Annotated in this window: 14 protein-coding genes; 4 read left to right on the top strand and 10 right to left on the bottom strand. The window is 42.2% G+C overall.

Annotated features, from left to right (window positions below):
• Positions 1-20: 20 nt before the first annotated feature.
• From CCS90_RS12255 to CCS90_RS12235, 5 genes are all read right to left on the bottom strand, one after another.
• On the bottom strand, positions 21-2,402 hold the full coding sequence (locus CCS90_RS12255) for an efflux RND transporter permease subunit (RefSeq protein WP_099019861.1): 2,382 nt from the start codon (positions 2,400-2,402) through the stop codon (positions 21-23).
• A gap of 11 nt (positions 2,403-2,413) precedes the next feature.
• Complete coding sequence (locus tag CCS90_RS12250) at positions 2,414-3,346, bottom strand: WD40/YVTN/BNR-like repeat-containing protein (protein WP_099019860.1); 933 nt, start codon at positions 3,344-3,346, stop codon at positions 2,414-2,416.
• A gap of 85 nt (positions 3,347-3,431) precedes the next feature.
• On the bottom strand, positions 3,432-4,796 hold the full coding sequence (locus CCS90_RS12245; protein ID WP_099019859.1) for a DUF1329 domain-containing protein: 1,365 nt from the start codon (positions 4,794-4,796) through the stop codon (positions 3,432-3,434).
• 16 nt (positions 4,797-4,812) lie between these two features.
• The gene (locus CCS90_RS12240) at positions 4,813-6,750 is read right to left on the bottom strand and encodes a DUF1302 domain-containing protein (protein WP_162846866.1); all 1,938 of its coding nucleotides are present in this window, start codon (positions 6,748-6,750) and stop codon (positions 4,813-4,815) included.
• 10 nt (positions 6,751-6,760) lie between these two features.
• A complete protein-coding gene (locus CCS90_RS12235; protein ID WP_162846867.1) occupies positions 6,761-8,869 on the bottom strand; it encodes an Ig-like domain-containing protein in 2,109 nt (702 codons plus the stop codon).
• A gap of 118 nt (positions 8,870-8,987) precedes the next feature.
• Here CCS90_RS12235 and CCS90_RS12230 point away from each other — a divergent pair, with 118 nt between their 5' ends.
• Positions 8,988-10,361: an SLC13 family permease gene (locus CCS90_RS12230; protein WP_099019856.1), complete on the top strand. Its 1,374-nt coding sequence runs from the start codon at positions 8,988-8,990 to the stop codon at positions 10,359-10,361.
• Positions 10,362-10,402: 41 nt separating this feature from the next.
• Here the strand turns inward: CCS90_RS12230 and epmA are convergent, their stop codons facing one another.
• Positions 10,403-11,377, bottom strand: coding sequence for an EF-P lysine aminoacylase EpmA (gene epmA, locus CCS90_RS12225; RefSeq protein WP_099019855.1), 975 nt, complete (start codon positions 11,375-11,377; stop codon positions 10,403-10,405).
• A 13-nt stretch (positions 11,378-11,390) separates the two neighbouring features.
• Complete coding sequence (efp, locus tag CCS90_RS12220; protein ID WP_099019937.1) at positions 11,391-11,960, bottom strand: elongation factor P; 570 nt, start codon at positions 11,958-11,960, stop codon at positions 11,391-11,393.
• 174 nt (positions 11,961-12,134) lie between these two features.
• On the opposite strand from efp, the gene epmB reads away from it, so the two are divergent.
• The 3 genes from epmB to gluQRS all read left to right on the top strand — a co-directional run bounded on the left by epmB (position 12,135) and on the right by gluQRS (position 16,429).
• Positions 12,135-13,106 (top strand): EF-P beta-lysylation protein EpmB, encoded by a 972-nt coding sequence (epmB, locus tag CCS90_RS12215; protein ID WP_099019854.1) that lies wholly within the window; start codon positions 12,135-12,137, stop codon positions 13,104-13,106.
• A gap of 182 nt (positions 13,107-13,288) precedes the next feature.
• Positions 13,289-15,343 (top strand): GGDEF domain-containing response regulator, encoded by a 2,055-nt coding sequence (locus tag CCS90_RS12210; RefSeq protein ID WP_162846868.1) that lies wholly within the window; start codon positions 13,289-13,291, stop codon positions 15,341-15,343.
• Positions 15,344-15,547: 204 nt separating this feature from the next.
• The gene (gene gluQRS / locus CCS90_RS12205; RefSeq protein WP_099019852.1) at positions 15,548-16,429 is read left to right on the top strand and encodes a tRNA glutamyl-Q(34) synthetase GluQRS; all 882 of its coding nucleotides are present in this window, start codon (positions 15,548-15,550) and stop codon (positions 16,427-16,429) included.
• On the opposite strand, the gene CCS90_RS12200 is transcribed toward gluQRS, so the two are convergent.
• The 3 genes from CCS90_RS12200 to CCS90_RS12190 are packed head-to-tail and all read right to left on the bottom strand — an operon-like array spanning position 16,423 to position 19,125.
• Positions 16,423-17,454, bottom strand: a complete 1,032-nt coding sequence (locus tag CCS90_RS12200; protein WP_099019851.1) for a peptidylprolyl isomerase — start codon at positions 17,452-17,454, stop codon at positions 16,423-16,425. The two genes, gluQRS and CCS90_RS12200, sit on opposite strands and share 7 nt — an antisense overlap.
• Before the next feature lie 6 nt (positions 17,455-17,460).
• Positions 17,461-18,351, bottom strand: a complete 891-nt coding sequence (locus CCS90_RS12195) for a 5'-nucleotidase (RefSeq protein WP_099019850.1) — start codon at positions 18,349-18,351, stop codon at positions 17,461-17,463.
• Between the two features lie 12 nt (positions 18,352-18,363).
• Entirely contained in the window at positions 18,364-19,125 is a 762-nt protein-coding gene (locus tag CCS90_RS12190) for an NAD kinase (RefSeq protein ID WP_099019849.1), read from the bottom strand.
• Position 19,126: the final 1 nt, after the last annotated feature.

Raw genomic sequence — 19,126 nt, 5'->3', positions numbered from 1 at the left:
AGGTCTATTCAAACCTGATATTATATACCTTTTCTGTACTTAGGCATCAGCCAATAAGCCAAAGCGGGTAATAACAACAAAGCGCCTATCATATTTAAAATAAACATGAATGCCAATAAGATTCCCATGTCAGCTTGGAACTGTAAATCACTGAATATCCATGTACCCACACCGATGCCAAGAGTCAATGCTGTGAACAACACTGCTTTACCCGTTAACCGGAGTGTTTCCTGATAAGCATCATACAATCCCAGACCTGATTTGAATAAGGTCTGCATTCTACTGAAGATATAAATGCCATAATCAACCCCAATACCAACGCCCAAGGCCACCACTGGTAGGGTATTGACTTTCAATCCAATGCCTAAATAAGCCATCAATGCATAAGCCAACAGTGAAACCAATGCCAACGGTAAGACGATACTGATGGTTCCGGTGATTGATCTAAAAGTAATCAAGCAGAGTAAGATTATGGCACCATAGACCATGATCAACATGGGCATTTGTGCGCCTTTAACCACATCATTGGTAGAGGCCATTACACCAGCATTACCAGTAGCCAACCTGAATTTAACCTCACCTTCAACCAGTTCGCCAGTATCATCCATGGCGGGTTGATTGTCTTTTTGATAGGCTTTGACCGCAGCAATGACCGTATTGATGGTCGTGGCTTTGTGGTCTTCAGTAAATATGGTAATTGGCATCACACTACAATCTTGATTCAACAAGCCTGTATCGGTTTCAATTCCAGATAAGGATTGCCTCATCACATAATTGTTTCGCGACAATTCACGCCATTTGATATTACCTTCGTTCCAACCTGCGGTGATGATTTTTGCAAATTGGGGCAAGGTAATTACTTTTTGCACACCTTCAACATTGGTCATGTGCCAAGCAAATCGATCGATGTTATGCATCGCTTTAAAACTTTCAGTACAAGCATTCGGTGAAGTTTCGGCAATGATATTAATCATGTCGACACCCAATGAAAATTCTGAACTGATGGTTATCGCATCTTGATTATAACGAGATTCAGGTCGTAGCTCTGGAACACCTGCCTGTGAGTCGCCAATTTGCATTTCTTGGCTCTTGAAGTATCCAAAAGTAAACAAGGCAATGGTCACTACGATAGCCACCGAAGCCAATGGGTTTTTGGCGAAACCCGCAATACCCTTCCAAATACCACCAGATTGTTTCTTTTCCGTGAACTTTTGACAGAATCCAGCTGAATTTGACATTTTTAAACCAGATAACAACAAAGGCAAAAGTATCAAATTGGTGATGATAATCAAAGCAACACCTACTGTTGCAGTAATCGCTAGCTCTTGAATGATTTCAATGTTGATGAAATAGATGGTTGCAAATCCAATGGTGTCAGACAACAAGGCTATAACACCTGGAGACAACAAAGCACAAAAAGCACCTTGAGCAGCTGACTCAGAGCTCTTATTGTCTTTGGGCTGTTTGACATATTGATCAGTCCACCCAGAAATCATTTGTACGCCATGACTGACCCCAATCGCAAACACCAGAAACGGGGTTAAAATATTCATCGGATCTATGCCCATCCCCATTAATTTTAATGAGCCCATCTGCCAAATGACAGCCACCAATGAACATAAAATTGGAAATAAAGTTAACTTCCAATTTTTCGAATACCAGAATAAAAGTACGGCTGTGATAAAAATAGCCAAGGCAAAGAAATACAATACAGACTTAGCACCTTCAGCCACATCACCAATGATTTTGGCAAAACCAATGATGTGTACGGTTTGCCCATCTGATTCAAATTCAGTTCGAATTGCTTCTAATTGTGCGGCTATTTTTTGGTAGTCAACTTTTTCCCCGGTCTGAGGATCACGCTCCTGCAAATCAGCCCAAACCATGGCACCATTAAAGTCCTCTGCCACCAGTCGACCCAACACACCTGCTTTGACAATATTTCCTCGAACCCTTTCAAACATGTCTTGTGTCGGTCTGAAATCAGCAGGTATGACATTACCACCAGCGAATCCATCTTCAACCACTTCTACAAACCTGACATTCGGGGTAAAAATTGATTTGACACTGGCCCTATTGACGCCAGGAATAAAAATGACAGCATCCGTGACTTTTTCTAGTTTTGCAAAAAACTGTTCATTGAACATGTCACCACTTTCATCAATCAGCGAAACCAGTATTCTGTTGGCTCCTCGAAATTTCTCATGCTCCATGAATGTTTTCATGTATTCATGATCCAATGGCAGTTGTTTTTCGAATCCAGCATCCACTTTGAGTTGGCTGGCAAAAAATGCCATGACAAAGGTCATTACCAACAGCAAAAATAAAATAATCTTTTTATTGGCAAACAATATAGCTTCACAAGCTGATGCAAATTTACCTTTTTCTTCATTTGTAGTCATAATTGATTCCTTTATTTTTCAATGGGTAAGTTAATGTAACCAGTTTCACCAACCAAAACGGCATCGTTACCATTCACCACAACATCTGAATAATCATCTCCTGTGTCTTCAGCTTCCATTATTTTCAAACTTCCTTTTTGATAAATCAATCGAGTTCCATTGGCGCCAACTATTAACACACTGTCCTCTGATATCTTGGATGAGCCAAACAAGTTATTCAAAATGTCTGTATACACTTCTTCCCATGTTTCCCCATGGTCCTTAGAAGTTAAAATATTGCCCCTTAGTCCAAACAACACGATTTCATCAGATAAACTGACAACGCCAAACATAGATCCCATGTAGGGTAATTCGATTGCTTGCCAACTTTCTCCTTGATCCTCACTCTTAAAGGCATAGCCAGCTTCTGCAGCTATATAATAATTGCCATCATAGCCCTTGGTGATGTCATTCAAGTGATAATCGAGTTCATCATCAATCAAACTGTCATCCCATGTCTCACCACCATCTTCGGTATACATAATAGAACCATAAGCTCCAATGACAATGCCATCGGTTTCGCTGTCAAAATATGCAGACAAAAAGGGCACTTCACGATCGGCATCATTGAACTGTAACTCCCAGGTATCACCGCCGTCATTGCTGTGTATGATGGTGGCATCGTGACCAACTGCCCAAACATGGTTGTTATAAGAAACCACTTTGGTGAGTGTCACATTGACTGGAATATTTTCAATTTGATGCCAGGATTTTCCCTCATCTTTACTTTTTAATACATGCCCTCTTTCACCAACCATGACCAATGAAGTACCCACTTTGGTGATTGATAGGGTCAATGCTTTATCTGCCAAAGGCATAATTTCAGCTGGTTGTTGTGAATAAACAACCCAAGAAGCGCTTAATAACATTAAACCCAAACTGACTTTTAAAATCATTTTATACATAAAATTTACACCTGAAAATAAAAATGGCCATGAACATTAATACATTCACGGCCATTGAATTAAAACATTAATCGAATATCACAGATTAGCGTCTACCACGTTTTCGCAGTGCACTTGGTGTGTAATTATTCTCGCTCAATGGCGTATTAAATGTGTTAACTTGATCTTGGTTGTCCAAGCCAACTGCCACATAACGACCTGACTGCAGATCATGATGCGACTCTATGGTCGACCAAAACGTTGGAACTTCATAATAATTGATGCTGTGAGCTTCAGAAAAACGCCACAGTTCTCCACGTCTGTCATAGTGGTCAGTCAATAAGATTTGATAACTGTCCTCATCAATATAAAAAGTTCGCTTGCTGTTGATGTGTCTGAATCCATCTCTTAAGTTGGCTTCTACAACATGTACACGATGTAATTCATACCTCATGTAACTGGGGTCTAAATGTCCAGGCATAACCATGTCATCAACTTTTGAATCAAAACTATGGGCTTTATAAGAATTGTAAGGTACATACATTTCTTTGGTGCCAGTCCATTTCCAAGAAAAACGATCCATCGCACCATTAAACATATCGGTCATGTCATTGGTTCTTAAACCATCAGATGCCGTTCCTGGGTTGTCATAAGCCACATTGGGCGCACGACGAACACGTCTTTGGCCTGGATTATAAATCCATGCTTGACGCGGCGTTTCTTTTTGATTCATGGTTTCATGAACCAATAACACCCGACCGGCTAGGCGTGCTGGTGACTCGACCACTTGATAAAAATACAACAAGATGTTATCGATGTCATTGATGGTGTTACCTGGAACATAGTATTTACCGTACAGTTCTTCTCTGAGTCGAACCAATGTGTAATTACCGCTGTTATTAGGAGCCACTTGATTGTTATACCTTACCCCACCGGAGCCTTTGTACTTCAACTTGTGATTCAAAATCAATTCATAAGCGTTTTCAGGAAAAGGAAATGGAAAGCCTTCGGCCACATTGGCAACACCTTCACCGTCAGCAACCAATGTGCCTGTTTTACCATTTTCTATGGTTTTCTCATAGATTCTTTCAGGGAAAGAAGCTGACCTGCGAGTTGGATAGATAGCCATTTTATAGGTTTCAGGGTATCGCTCAAACATCGCCATTTGTCCCACAGACAATTTATCAGCATGGTCCTTATAATTACTGGCATCAATGGTCATCTTGACTTTATCATCTGCAAATGGATCAGGATGATGATCACCAACCTGATAACCAGCTGGTGGTGATGTGATGCCACCAGTCCATGCAGGAATGGTGCCGTCTGAATTACCTGCTCTGATTGCACCAACCGGTGTTAAATCAGTTGACAGCCTGTTTATTTCACTTGGTTTAGGACCTGCTTGCGCTGAAGCAGCCACAACTGTCAATCCTATTAAAGTTGAAATAACTGTTTTCTTAAATAATTTCATGTATTGTCCCTCTGTATTAAAACGAGTATTTAACGTTGAAAGCCACAAAATCTCGGTCAAAGATTTGATTGTGGATACCAGCACCTGAATAACCAGTATAGCTTAAATCTGCACTCCATTTCTCAAGATATATGCCATTGACTCCGATGGTATAAGACTTACGCCCTTCAATAAAGTTCCCACCAGGTCCTGGTGTGGTTCCATTGACATCATGATTGAATGCCAATCTTGGTGATAAATTCCAAGATGAGCCGAACACTGAATTGTAATCAAGTCGTGTTACCAAACGATAACCCCATGAGAAAGGTGTGGCAAAAAAGTCAGAACCTTCTGTGACAGGATTTCTGCTGGTTCCGCCAGTCAAAGTACTTGGTCCACCGCCGGTGTCAGTACCAGGGCCGTTGTAACGCAAATCACTTTGCGCAGGTAAGTCCCATACATTGGTAAAACCAACTTCACCCAATAAGACAATTTGATCGGTACCGAAGAACTCATTAGGGCCAAACAACTTGGTTGCAGTGAACTGCAATTGTGAAACCTCATGTCGTTCCCAACCTTGGATGTATTCACCTGGAGAAAATTCGCCCAATTGTGAAACAAAACGATCATATTCTGCTGGTATGGCCACATTCAATGGTGACAAAGCACCAAACAACACTTCCACATCATCAATTTGTAACGGCACATTGTCACGATAAGACAACTCACCCTGCAATGAAATACCCAGTGAATTAATGGTGGTATTGAAACTCAAACCAAACAAATTAATGTCTTCAGGGAACTCAGTGAAATATGAACCTGAGCTTGGTGAAGTCACTCCCAAGCCAACACCTGGCTGACCCAAAGCATAACCACTGATCAAAGGCAACCTTGAGTGATAGTTCAAGTAGTACAAACCAAACTCGGTGTTATTTAATTGTTCAGCATAGTAACGCAATGCGATGCCGTATTGGCCGTCATCACTGGTTGCTGGAGTGGGTTTCCTGAGGATTGAAAAATTGTTGATGTTGCCAACAGTGGCTGCAATCAATCCAGGAGGAACTGGCAATTGTGAGATTTGGCCCACATCTGAAAGTTCAGGAACAATACCAAAACCCAGAGCCACATATTCACCACCTGGTGTGGCGAAATCGTTGGTTGAGAAATAAGTACCGGCTGGGTCAGGGTCTATTTGTTCAAACTCAAACATGTAGACCGCTTCTAAAGATAAATTATCCGTGATGCTGGTAGAGAATGAAATCATATCAATCGGCAAAAAGGCTTCTTTCAGCTCAGCACCCGCCACGCGGATTTTTGAAACATCCACAGGGTTGATGATGTTGATGCCTTGTTGAATGAATGTTGATTCACCCCAACTGACCACTTGACGACCTAATCGAACAGATGCAATTTGGTTGCCAATGTCAAAATCTTTATAAACATAGGCATCGAGCAGGCGGTAATCTTCACCCACAAACTCTTTCGCTGTTCTGCTTAAGTTGTCATTGTCTGCATTTTCAAAATCATAAAATCCTGTCACTCGCATGAATGCACCCCAAGTAGGGCCAGCAAAAGATAGATCAGAAGTGAATTTGAGTGCATTTGAAATCAAATCACCTTGATCATAGTTCAAATTACCATCATCGGAGTTGATCGACCAACGACCGGGTGCCGCAATGCGTTGAGCCAAGGAAGAAGCCGCGCCGGTGCTCAAATCAACGCCAACAAATGGATTGATGTTGGCTTTACCGATCAAGCGATCATCGCGATCTGCCACACGCCATGAAGCGCCCATCGATACGGTTGTGTCGATATTGAAGGAATAATCTCCATTGTTGAATATTTCAGCTGACATGGCAGAACCAGTCATGCCGAGTGCAGCTGCCATCATGGCCAACTTCAATGGTTTTAATTGAAACCTTGTGTTATTTTGAGCCATCTCTTGTACTCCACGCTTTTTAATTGTATTTCTCATAGTCATCTCCTTATTGAACCACATCAGGGTTAACGACATTCAATGTCGTACCAGAAGTTGCTTGGAAAGCTGCCAGCTGACCTTGCATCTCGACCGTGGCTTCAGGTGAAGCGGCTGGGCTCAATAAACTGCCATGATCTCCAGCAACAAACCGGACCACTGCATCTAAACCACTTGGGTTGAACGCAGACTCGGAATAGGAAGTTAATCCCAACGCAGCAATCAAAGGCTCTGTGCCTGACAACGGTGCTCCGGGAACAGTATTGGTCACAACAATGTCACCTATGATTTCATGCACCAAAATATTATTTTGTAAGGAAGCGAACCCAGCCAAGTTAATTGGATCAGCTGCGTCTACTGCAGTCTGAGTGGCTAATACGAATAAATTGAATTCAGTTGTACCCTGTTCAACACCCGCTGCGGCCAAGCCGCCAATGATTCTAGGACCAAAAGTAGGAGAACCGATCAATAATCCAGCAATTCCGCCACCAGGAGCAGACAGTACCGCACTTTGTACATTCGGCGCAAAGGCCAAATAACTGGTTCCAGTAATGGCGCCCAAAGATTGACCAGCAAAAGTAATGTTGCCTTCATTGAAGTCGCCCGCTGAATCACCATCGATGTCCATCATTGGAATGGTCGCCGTCAAAGTGAATAAATCAGCCACACCTTGTCTGGTGTTGTCTCGTGAAACCAACAAATTGGCCAAGTTAATAAAATGAGCGGCTGACGAGTCAATCACACCATCTGGGCCAGGTGCCCCTGTGGTGTTATTTACATAATCCACATTGAATGTTCGTTCAGTGGCTGCAGCACCAAATGGCGTGTTGCCGATATAAAATGGATTGGTGGTGTCTGTAATTCCATGCAAAGCCAAGTCAATGGCAACCACAGCAAATCCGACAGAAGCCATGGTGTCAGCGACAGCCAACATATCGGTTCTGTTACGGGTAATGCCATGTTGGAATATCATGATGGGCCAACCCGCATCCGGCTTGGTGTGGCCAGAGGCCGCATTAGGAACAGTCATCAAAACAGGTAGGTTTTGTGTACTGGTCGCAACCGGTATCGGGTTTGCCAAAGTCAAGTTGGTAGATGTTGGGTCTAAACCAAATGCATTGAATGGAGCCACATAAGCACCAGGCGCTGCCTTCCAAGATTCATTCAGCGGTGCCACTGGGTTTGACGCACTGGGTGCAGTCAAATAGTAAGGTGACGCCATGGTACCGATGTAAATATCGGCCAAGCCAAACCCACCCGCTGCTGCTGTTGTTAAGCCACTGGGCACGATGGTAGAAGCGCCTGGACCAGAAATGGCTTTAACCGCTGACAAAACAGGAGTGATCGATTGGGTACTCAACGTCCATGACAAAACAATGGTGCTTGGGTCAACGCCTTGTGACGCTGCCGCAGCTTCTTGGAAGTTGGTCAGTTGTCTCAATGGCTCAAGTGCATTGGCTGTTGCATTATCCAACAATGGGTCTGTGCTGTTTCCACTGCCATCAACCAAAGGCGATGTGCGCTTACTTAAAAAGTAAGTTTGTGAAGGTGTAGCTGCATTGCCTGAAGTATCTTGTATACCATTGGTGATAACTGCCATATAAGAAGTCAGTTGTTTCAATGGTTTGATGGGGACAATGGCCACACTGCTGCCATTGGCTGCAGCCACAAAGTCAACGCCAAATGTCAATTCGCTGTTCACTGCTATCACGGCACCACCAGGGCCACTCAAGGTCACTTCGTAAACTTTGACACTGCCGGGTCCTACTGATCCAGCAGCCACTGGCACTGAAAAGTTAGTTGACCATGGAGCCACTGTACTGAAACCATCAAGGGCATTGAGTGCCACCAATGGGTCAGAAGAATCTGTTGGATCGGCCACAGGAATGTTCAAGGTCAAGTCTGTTGTGCCCGACAAAAATAAGTTGGTCGGGATGGGTACCTGGGTCGGGTCTCCTGAAGCAGGATTAAAAGTGGCTTCAATAACACCAGTAACCACGTCTCCACCAGGATTGGTGGCGGGCGGTGCATCGACTGCCCTCGGTGAGTTATTGCTGCTGCTACATGCTTGCAACAAAACAATTGATGTTAAAGTAAGTAGGATTGGTTTTAGTTTCATTTGTGTCCCCAAATTAATAAACCCTAACATCATAAATTTTATTGAGGTAAAATTACAAGCTGAATTATTAAAAATTCATTAATATTTTCCTCAAAACATACGCAACAGTATCTATTCCATGGTTACAAAAAAAATAATTCCATTTTTGGTGATTTCATTACTTGTTTTTTTGCTTAAATCGCTGTCAATCCTTAACCTTGTTCAAGCGCTTACGCTGCTCATCACCAGTTACACGGCAATCCTATGGGTCACCGAATGGCTGCCCATACCCGTAGCCTCGCTGATACCCGTCGCATTCTTTCCTTTATTGAACATCATCAGCCCGACTGAAGTGGCACAAGCTTATGGCAGCCCATTGATTATTTTGTTATTGGGAGGTTTTTTATTGTCTACCGCCATGGCTCACAGCAAAACCCACCAATACCTGGCAAACAGCATTTTGCTAAAAATTGGAACAGACAGCCCAAGGAGGGTAATTTTGGGTTTTATGCTGACATCTTTTTTACTGAGCATGTGGATTTCCAATACGGCCACCACCTTATTGTTATTACCCATTGCCTTGGCTGTTATTGATTTAAACAAAGACAAAAAATTTGCAGTCATTCTGTTATTGGGCATTGCTTATGCTGCCAGTATAGGCGGAACCATGACCCCAATTGGGACGCCTCCCAATTTGATTATGATTCAAAATTACCAACAAGGCACACAGCTAGAAATTGGCTTTATTGATTGGATGTGTCAAGTGGCACCCATGGTCATGGTGTTTTTTCCATTGATGTTGTTTATTTTATTGAGACAAATTAACAACCAACAAGCTTTTAAACACAAAATCACCGTTGCCAACAATCCCATGAACACAGCACAAAAAAGAACCTTGTGGGTGTTTGCCCTCACTGCGTTTTTGTGGGTCAGCAGAACCGCCCCTATGGGTGGTTGGAAAACTTATTTTGACTTACCTTTTGCCAACGATGCATCAGTGGCTTTGATTGGTGTGCTGTTGATGTTCATGATTTCTGACGGCAAGGGAGGCAAGTTGTTGAATTGGAAAACGGCCAACACCATTCCATGGGGTGTTTTGCTCTTATTTGCTGGTGGGATGGTCATCGCATCGGCTTTTAAATCCACCGGTTTAAGTGTGTTGTTGGCAGATCAATTGATTTTTTTGCAAGATGTCCATTTGTTTTTTATCATCTTTGCCATCTGTTTTGCCATCACTTTCTTAACTGAGATCACCAGCAATATGGCCACCACTGCCATCATCATGCCCATCTTGTTTTCCGTATCTGGCGCCATCGGCATTGACCCATTGAAAATCATGATTCCTGCTGCCATCAGTGCCAGTTGTGCCTTTATGCTACCAGTTGCCACAGCTCCAAATGCCATCGTTTATGGCGCTGAAAGGATTCCAATTAAAAGCATGATAAAACAAGGTTTTAAATTAAATGTGGTTGGTGCAGTGGTCATTTCATCAATAGCCACATGGTGGTTATGATACAAAACCAACCTTTAAGCATTTTCTGAGCCATAAAAGTATCAGCTGTTGGATGCTTGGAACGGCATCACTTCGCTGATCGATTGTTTGTTCAATAAACACATCAATAATCGATCAATTCCCAGAGCCACCCCAGAACATTCAGGCAAACCATTGGCCATAGCAGCTATCAACCTTGTGTCTATGGGTAACACCGGTTTGTCCATTAATTTTCGATTTAAATTATCATCTTCGAACCGACGCAGTTGTTCATCTGCATCAGTCAGCTCTTGGTACCCATTGGCCAACTCAACACCACCCCAGAGAAACTCAAATCGCAAACAACGGTCCGCATACAGTTGATGAGGTTTTGCCAAGGCCGCTTGCTCAATCGGAAAATCATGAATCAAATAACCGACCTCATCATTTAATAAGGGTTCAATTTGTACCCCAAACATAAAGTCCAATGCCGCTGTTCTGCTCAATAAAGGACCATGGTATCCGGCATCTTGTGCCAAGCGGCTCAGGTGCTCATCACTGACATCAAATGGATCAAAGTTTAGATGATTGCTGAACAATTCTTGGTAGCTGATGACTGACACCGGCATTTCATTCAAACCAAACTGACCCCTCAGAAGCTGGATTAATTCAACCACCTCTTGCATCAAATGTTTCATATCAAAATTTAACCGATACCATTCCAACAAGGTAAATTCTGGGTTGTGTAAACGCGTGGATTCTCCCAGTCGAAACACCTTAGCCAATTCAAAAATATCGCCACTGCCACTGGCCAACAATCGTTTGTGAAAAAATTCAGGTGAGGTCCTTAGAAAAGAACTTTTATTATGAGCTACAAGCGCTTGGGTGTTGAACACTTCAATTTGCAAGTCGGTGTTGGACGCTGAAGAAAGTACTGGGGTTTCAACCTCCATCACTTTTTTATCAGCAAAATAAGACCTGATTTCAGCCAATAAAAAAGCCCGTTGCTGAATGACTTGCAACGGGCTACTGATTTGCCAATCTGTGTTTTTTGACATGGGCGTTAGGTATTTACTTTTTAACCCGACCTACGTATTCGCCAGATCGCGTGTCAACCTTAATGATTTCACCCTCAGGCACGAACAAAGGCACCTGGACCACAGCACCTGTTTCCAAGGTTGCCGGTTTGCCGCCGCCACCAGAAGTATCACCGCGCAAGCCCGGATCTGTTTCGGTAATTTTCAATTCAACAAAGTTGGCCGGTTCTACCGAAATCGGTGAGTTGTCCCATAAAATCACCGTACAAATGTCTTCTTCTTTCAACCATTTGATACAGTCAGCAACCGCTTCTGGTGATGCTTCATATTGTTCGTATGAGTCAGGATCCATAAAATGGTAAAATTCACCATCGGTATACAGGTATTGCATACTCATTTCCATCACATCGGCCGCATCTACTTTTTCACCAGATTTAAAGGTTTTTTCAATTGACCGTCCAGTGATCAAGTTTTTCATTTTAACTCGATTGAAAGCCTGACCCTTCCCTGGCTTAACTTCTTGGTTATCAACAATGTTGTGTGGATCACCATTAAATATAATTTTCAAACCATTTTTAAATTGGCTGGTGTTATAAACCGACATAACGTCTCCTGACAGAATAAATAAAGCCGGCAATTGTATCACAATGCCATGCCACAAAAAACCATTGCAACTGTACCAAAGCTTGAACATTCACCACAACTTCAATTGAGCTTGGTGACACTGTTTTCAGTCACATGATAGAATGCCCGTGTTTATATCCACACCCCTTAACAAATGACAAAAACCTGGCAAGACTCACTCAAAACAGCACTGAAAGGTAACAACCAAAACGCGATGCGTGCGCATGCTGACTTTTCACCTCAAGCAGGGCAGCTGTTTGCACCAGTGGTTACCAGTTCTGTCAACAAACAAATCAATTGGCTCGATGACCAAGACCCATTGTTGCTTCAATTCTTACCACATGTCGACGAATTAACAGAAGCTGCCGACTTCCATTCAGACCCTGTAGGCGACCACCTGTCCACTGTCGTTCCAGGCTTAATCCATAAATACCATGGACGCGTCCTGTTAATAGCCAGTGGCAGTTGCGCAGTGAACTGTCGGTATTGTTTTAGGCGACATTTTCCTTATGGACAAAGTTACGCCCCGAGGAATCATTGGCAAGCCGCCATCGAATACATCAAACAGCACCAAGAAATTCACGAAGTCATTCTCAGTGGCGGTGATCCCTTGACCTTAAGTGACAAAACCCTCAAGTCATTAACAGATCAGTTACTGACCATCCAACAGGTAAAAACACTGAGAATACACAGCCGCATACCCACAGTGCTGCCAACCAGGATTGGTAATTCTTTTGCCATTTGGAGCGAATCATTTGGCTTGAATAAAGTCATGGTTTTGCACGTTAATCATTCAAACGAGTTAAGCAATGATGCCATCAAAGCGATACAAAAGCTGAAATCACTTGGTTTCACTTTATTGAATCAAAGCGTTTTATTGAAAAACGTCAACGATTCAGCAGCAGTACTGATTGAGCTTTCACATCATTTGTTTAAGCATGGCGTTTTGCCTTATTATTTACACTTATTTGATAAAGTGCAAAATGCCAGTCACTTTGACCTGCCTGAATCTCATGCCATTGAAATATACCAACAGATGAAAAAACATCTGCCTGGCTACCTTTTACCTAGATTGGTCAGGGAGGAGGCAGGTGAACCATCCAAATCGCTGATCAACATCAAATAATCATCAAAACAGCAAATTCCAATACACTTTCACCAGAAAAAGTGAAGCTTTAACGCATGAATAATGGTCACACAATAAAATTTGTCGTTTTAATCCACTCAATAAGTTATATAATAAGTCAACCAAGAGACCGTTTTAAACACACATAACACACGTAATTCATGACGACAAGGAGCACTGAATTGGCAACAGAAAATTCCATCAATTTATTAATCATTCACCAATCAGAAGAAGAAGCTGAGCGCATCTTGTCATTGCTCAGGAATTATCAAATTGCTGTCAGACCAACACGCTGTACCGAAGAAGAAGAATTGGCCGGAATTTTGGAACGCAAACCAATTGACATGGTGTTGTGCCAACAACTGCAAACAGACTTACCTTGTCAAACTGTGGTCGATCACTTGAAGCGCATGGGTTTGGATTTACCCGTGGTGGCATTGATTGAAAATTTTGACCCTGATTTAATTCAAGAAGCGATTGAAAATGGTGCGGGCTCTTTTTGCACGCCGTTGTTACCAGAACACATGAAGCATGTGATTCAAAAAGAAATGAAAGCACTTCGCGAACGACGCAACAATGCATTTCTATCCGTTGAACTAAAGAACACAGAACGAAGATGTAACTTGTTATTGGATTCATCCAAACAAGCCATTGCGTACATTCATGATGGCATGCATGTTTATTCAAACCAATCCTATCAAGAACTTTTTAAATATCATGACTTTGAAGAGTTGGAAGTCACTCCATTTTTAAACATGATCGCCAAAGATGACATTGCCAGAGCCAAACAAACTTTACGTGACATCAATAAAAACATACTGCCAAAATCCGATTTAGAATTCAAAATGGTGACTTCTGGTGGTGAAAAGTTTGATGGCTTAATCAATGTATCTAAAGCCACCATCAATGGTGAAAAATGCGTCCAATTTATCATCAACATCCCTTCAGTAGACCCTGAGGTTGAAAAAGAACTGTTTGAAATCAAGAACAAAGATTTACTGACTAAGTTCTATAACCGCAGTTACTTCCATGAAGTGTTATCAAAAGCATTGGATGAAGCCAGTAACAAACCTGGGGACAGCATTATCATGATTGGCATCGATGATGCCGACAAACACGAAAAAGAATTGGGCATAGGTAACTTGGATTTGTTTATCGTCAGCGTTGCCGAATTCCTTGAAAACAAATTGGGCAAAGACGTGACTTATTGTAGGTACGCAGACACCTCATTTGTATTGCGCATTAAAACATCCATCGAAAAAGCAGAACAAGTGGCTGAAAAATTGAAAAATTTATTCACCGACCAAATATTCAATGCAGGCAGCACATCAGTCAATTGCTCAGCCAGTATTTCAGTGACTCAGCTGACACCACAATCTGAATCCGTTTCAGAAGTGATCAAAACTTTGACAGACAACCTCAATGAGATCATGGAAAATGGTGGCAACCAAATCAAAGTGTTTGACCCTGCTGAGGAAGAAAAACAAGCCAGGGCAGCGTCTAAAGCATGGATAGACCGCATCACTGATGGTTTAGAACAAGACAAATTTGTATTGCATTACCAACCGATTGTTAACATCGATGGTGATGAAAAAGAGCATTACGAAGTGTTGATTAGACTCCGTGCAGAAGACGACCAATTAATCTATCCTCAACAGTTTATTCCAGTGGCAACAAAATATGGTTTCATCACTGAAATCGATCACTGGGTAATCAGTAAGTCATTGCAATCAATTAAAAATGCCACCAACCCTGTGATGTTGTTTGTTAAACTCTCACACCACACCTTAACCGACCCATCCTTCCCCAGTTGGTTGGCCAGTCAGTTAAAATCCAGTGGTGTTTCTGGTGACAAATTGGCTTTTGAAGTGCGTGAAAGCGAATTAGTCACTTACGCATCACAAATGAAACCCATCATTAAATCAATCAAAGCCACACACTGCTTAATTGTGGTTGAAAAATTCGGCTCTGGTCTGAATTCTTTCAGTATCCTCAAACATTTTCCAGCTGACATGCTGAAAATTGATTCCAGCTTCATGCAAGACTTAGGCTCAAACCCTGAAAACGAAGCCAAAGTCAAAGACATTGTTGACAAAGCACACAACCAAGGCAAACAGGTCATTTGTGAGTTTATTGAAGATGCCACCACAATGAGTATCATGTGGAAAATGTCAGTGAACTTTGTTCAAGGTAATTTCATTGCCGAACCCAGTGACCAAATGGCACAAGTCGAGTAAATAAAAATGCTTGACTTCATAGGCCATGCTTTTGGTATAAAACCCAGCAGTGCCTCGAAGCTGTATTACATGAACCCCGTTTCTGATGACGCCCTTTCTAGTGGTCAGGAGTTGTTTATCACAAACGAATCTGAGCGCTGCTTGAAACTTTAATGTATACAATAATTTGGCCACCGCATTACAAACCTAACTGGCTGCTTCCCCATGTTTGATGCCAATCACTATCGGGGGCGATTTGCCCCATCACCTACTGGTGATTTGCATTTTGGCTCCTTGGTGGCTGCCATTGTCAGTTACTGTCAAGCCAAAGCAAACAATGGTCAATGGTTGGTTCGGATTGAAGATGTGGATGAAACCAGGGTGGTCGAGGGGGCGGATAAACAGATTATAAAAACCCTGCGACGCTTTGGCATGGAATCTGACTTACCCATTATTTACCAAACAGATCCGGACCGAAAAGCGGCCTATGCGTCTGCCTTCAAAAACTTGGAACAAATGAACTTAACCTACCCTTGTGTTTGTACGCGGGCCATTCTGAAAGGTACTGACAGCTACCCAGGAACCTGCAAAGAAACGCAGGTAGATTTAGAACTGCCTCATTCTGTGAGGTTAAAAGTCAGTGGGGAAAGCTTTCGTTTTGCAGACTTGTTCCAAGGTCATCAGTCGCAAAACATTCAACAACAATGTGGCGATTTTAACATCAAACGCAAAGATGGCTTATTCTGCTATCAACTGGCTGTAGTGGTGGATGATGCAGATCAAGGTATAACAGAAGTGGTCAGGGGTATCGACATCATGGATTCAACGGGCAGACAGATGTATTTAAACCAGGTTTTAAACTTACCACAACCTCAATATGCACATTTTCCAGTGATTACCAATGTGCTCAATAATAAACTAAGCAAACAAAATCATGCCAAGGCCATTACCTCTGAAGACCCATTCAATACCACAAAAATGGCTTTAAAATTACTGCAACAAGAGGTTCCCGTGTTAAACAGGCCTTCACAAGCTGAGTTGATGGCATTTGCGGTTACCCATTGGCAACCGCAAAAACTAAAAGGAATAGAATCGATTGTTTATTGAACGACAATACCCGGATTATTGTCTGAAGCCAATTGTTCGCACAATGCGATGTTAGAAGTCGCGATTTTCACTAATTCTGTAGAGCCATTTAATAAACCATCATACAATGAATAACTCATAACCAACTCGCCACAACTGTTGAATACAAGGCGTACGGTTCCTATCGCCATATTTGAAACGGTGGCGGCTGAGTTTTCAAACAACCCATTGCTGGTTTGATAAACCGTACCATTGAATTCATTGCCTTGAAAATTTCCCACGGCCGTTACCCAGCGACCACCGGCATACCCCACTTCTGAAGGAGTCGCAGTGTCTGGATCAGTGGTATCAAAGGTAAACCATGCCATGATGACTGTTTGGATGTCTGGCAACACTTCAAGGTAAATACCTTGTCCATCTGTGGCTGGATTGAACCATGCACCAGATAAGCCGGCATTGATATGAAATTCTTCAGACAACACAAAGGCTTTATTGATGTAGACATAATTACTCAGTTGTATCGTATTGGTATACAAAGCAAAATATGGGCGTTCACTGAAAGTTTGCAGCGATGAAATTAAGTCGATGATTTCAAGACCATCAATCACTTCACCAAAAACAGTAAAGCCCTGTTCTGATGTATCCAAACTGACGTTATCAGTAACATTAAAAAAGAAGTTATTGGTTCCACTGTTAGGGCTTCCTGGTATTTTTGCCAATGCAATTGTACCCCTGGTATTTGAGATACCAGGTTCATTCATCACTGAAGGGTTGGCAGGAATGGAAGCCAACTGCGTTCCCGTCGAATAAAATTGTCCACCTTGTATCACAAATCCAGGCACTGAACGATGAATGATTGAATTGTCATAATCACCAGCATTGACATACTGTAAAAAATTTTCAACTGTCAAAGGTGTCTCTTCTTCAAACAATTCAATGTCTATATTGCCAAAATTGGTTTCAAAACGAACCACAGTGGCTTGCACAAACAAAGTCACAAGCAATAAAGCCAGCACAGAAATCAGTTTAGTTTTAAATCTTTTCATAATATTTTATTTTTTTGGTTGTTGATTGGTTACACCATATGGAACATGCCCAGTGGCGGTGTGTTCGGATGCAGTTTTAACATAGGTTAACTGATCTTCAAAGAAAATATCAGCTTTGAATGATTTTAAAAATTCTGCTTTGTCTTGTCCACCCAGGAACAAAGCTTCATCAATTCGAATGCCCCATTGACGCAAAGTCAATATCACCCTTTTGTGCGAAGGCGCTGACCGCGCAGTGACCAATGCTGTCCTGATTGGCGAAGTGCCACTGGGGAAAATACGTTGTAAATCATGCAGTTTTTTAAGAAATGCACTGAAAGGCCCAGGGTTGAGCGGTTCATTGCATTTATCGTGTTCATTTTGTCTGAAAGCTTCCAGTCCATCTGCTTGGTAGATCTGTTCTGATTCATCAGAGAACAGCACTGCATCCCCATCAAAAGCCACCCTGACTTGACCATCTATCAAACCAGAAGATCGTCTGGTCATCAAATGAGCTGCCGCATAACCTGCTTCAATGGCACTGATCACATCAGCATGATGTGCAGACAAAAACAATTCAACACCAAGCGCGGACAAGTAATCATAGGGTGAACCACCATTGCTGAACACCGCACGAGTAATATTCAAACCATGGTGCTCAATCGAATTAAAAATTCGCAGCCCCGTATCACCATTGTTCCGTGAAACCAAAACCACTTCAACTAAGGGCTGTTTAGTTTCTGGGTGCAGTATATTCAAGAGTTTTTTTACCAATGGAAAAGCCACTCCTGGATTCAATGGCTCATCTTCTCGTTCTAACTGGTATTTGCGATAAGCTTCAATACCTTCTTCAAGAAAAATTTGATGCGAATCATTCAAGTCAAACAAGGTCCTTGAAGAAATGGCTAAAGTCAGCATTGATTAATCAACTTATGAAAATTGTTCATTGATAATTCGATCTTCCAAATTATGTTTGGCGTCATACAAAGCGTTTATTTTAATGTTTTTGGCTTCTTTTATTTCGACTTGCATCACATCCCTCACCTCGGTGTTATCAGCAGTCGCAGAAACCGGTCTCTTTTCATGGCTCTTAATCACAAAAGTGACTTCTGCATGAGAAGGGATAATGGCTCCTCGCCAGCGCCTGGGTCTGAATGGGCTGATGGGTGTTAGTGCCAAAATATCACTGCCCAATGGTATGACTGGCCCATGGGCTGATAAATTATAGGCTGTGCTGCCTGCAGGTGTTGCCACCATGACACCATCCCCTACCAAGTTATCTATTTTACTTTGGCCATTGATTTGTATTTCAATGTGAGCAGATTGTTTGGTTTGTCGTAATAATGAAACTTCATTAATCGCCAAAGAACTGACCCGTTCACCACTGATTGTTTCTGCCTGCATTGACAAGGGATGTAATACAGTATTTTTGGCTTGATTGATCCGATCAGGCAAATTTTTAACTGAAAAGTCATTCATCAAAAAGCCTACAGTCCCTCTGCGCAAACCAAACACTGGTGTCTCATGGTGCATGTATTGATGCAAACATTGCAACATGAAACCATCGCCGCCGAGAACCACAATCACATCGGCAGAGTCGGCATCGCATTGGCCATAGGTTTTGACCAGTTGTTTCAATGAGTTTTGTGACTTAGGTGCTTGACTCGCAAGGAATGCTAATTTCATGTTCATA

Source organism: Marinicella litoralis, from assembly GCF_002591915.1.
GTDB classification, from domain to species: Bacteria; Pseudomonadota; Gammaproteobacteria; order Xanthomonadales; family Marinicellaceae; genus Marinicella; species Marinicella litoralis.
The sequence above is the reverse complement of the archived record's forward strand: the minus strand, read 5'-3'. Positions and strand labels throughout refer to the sequence as shown.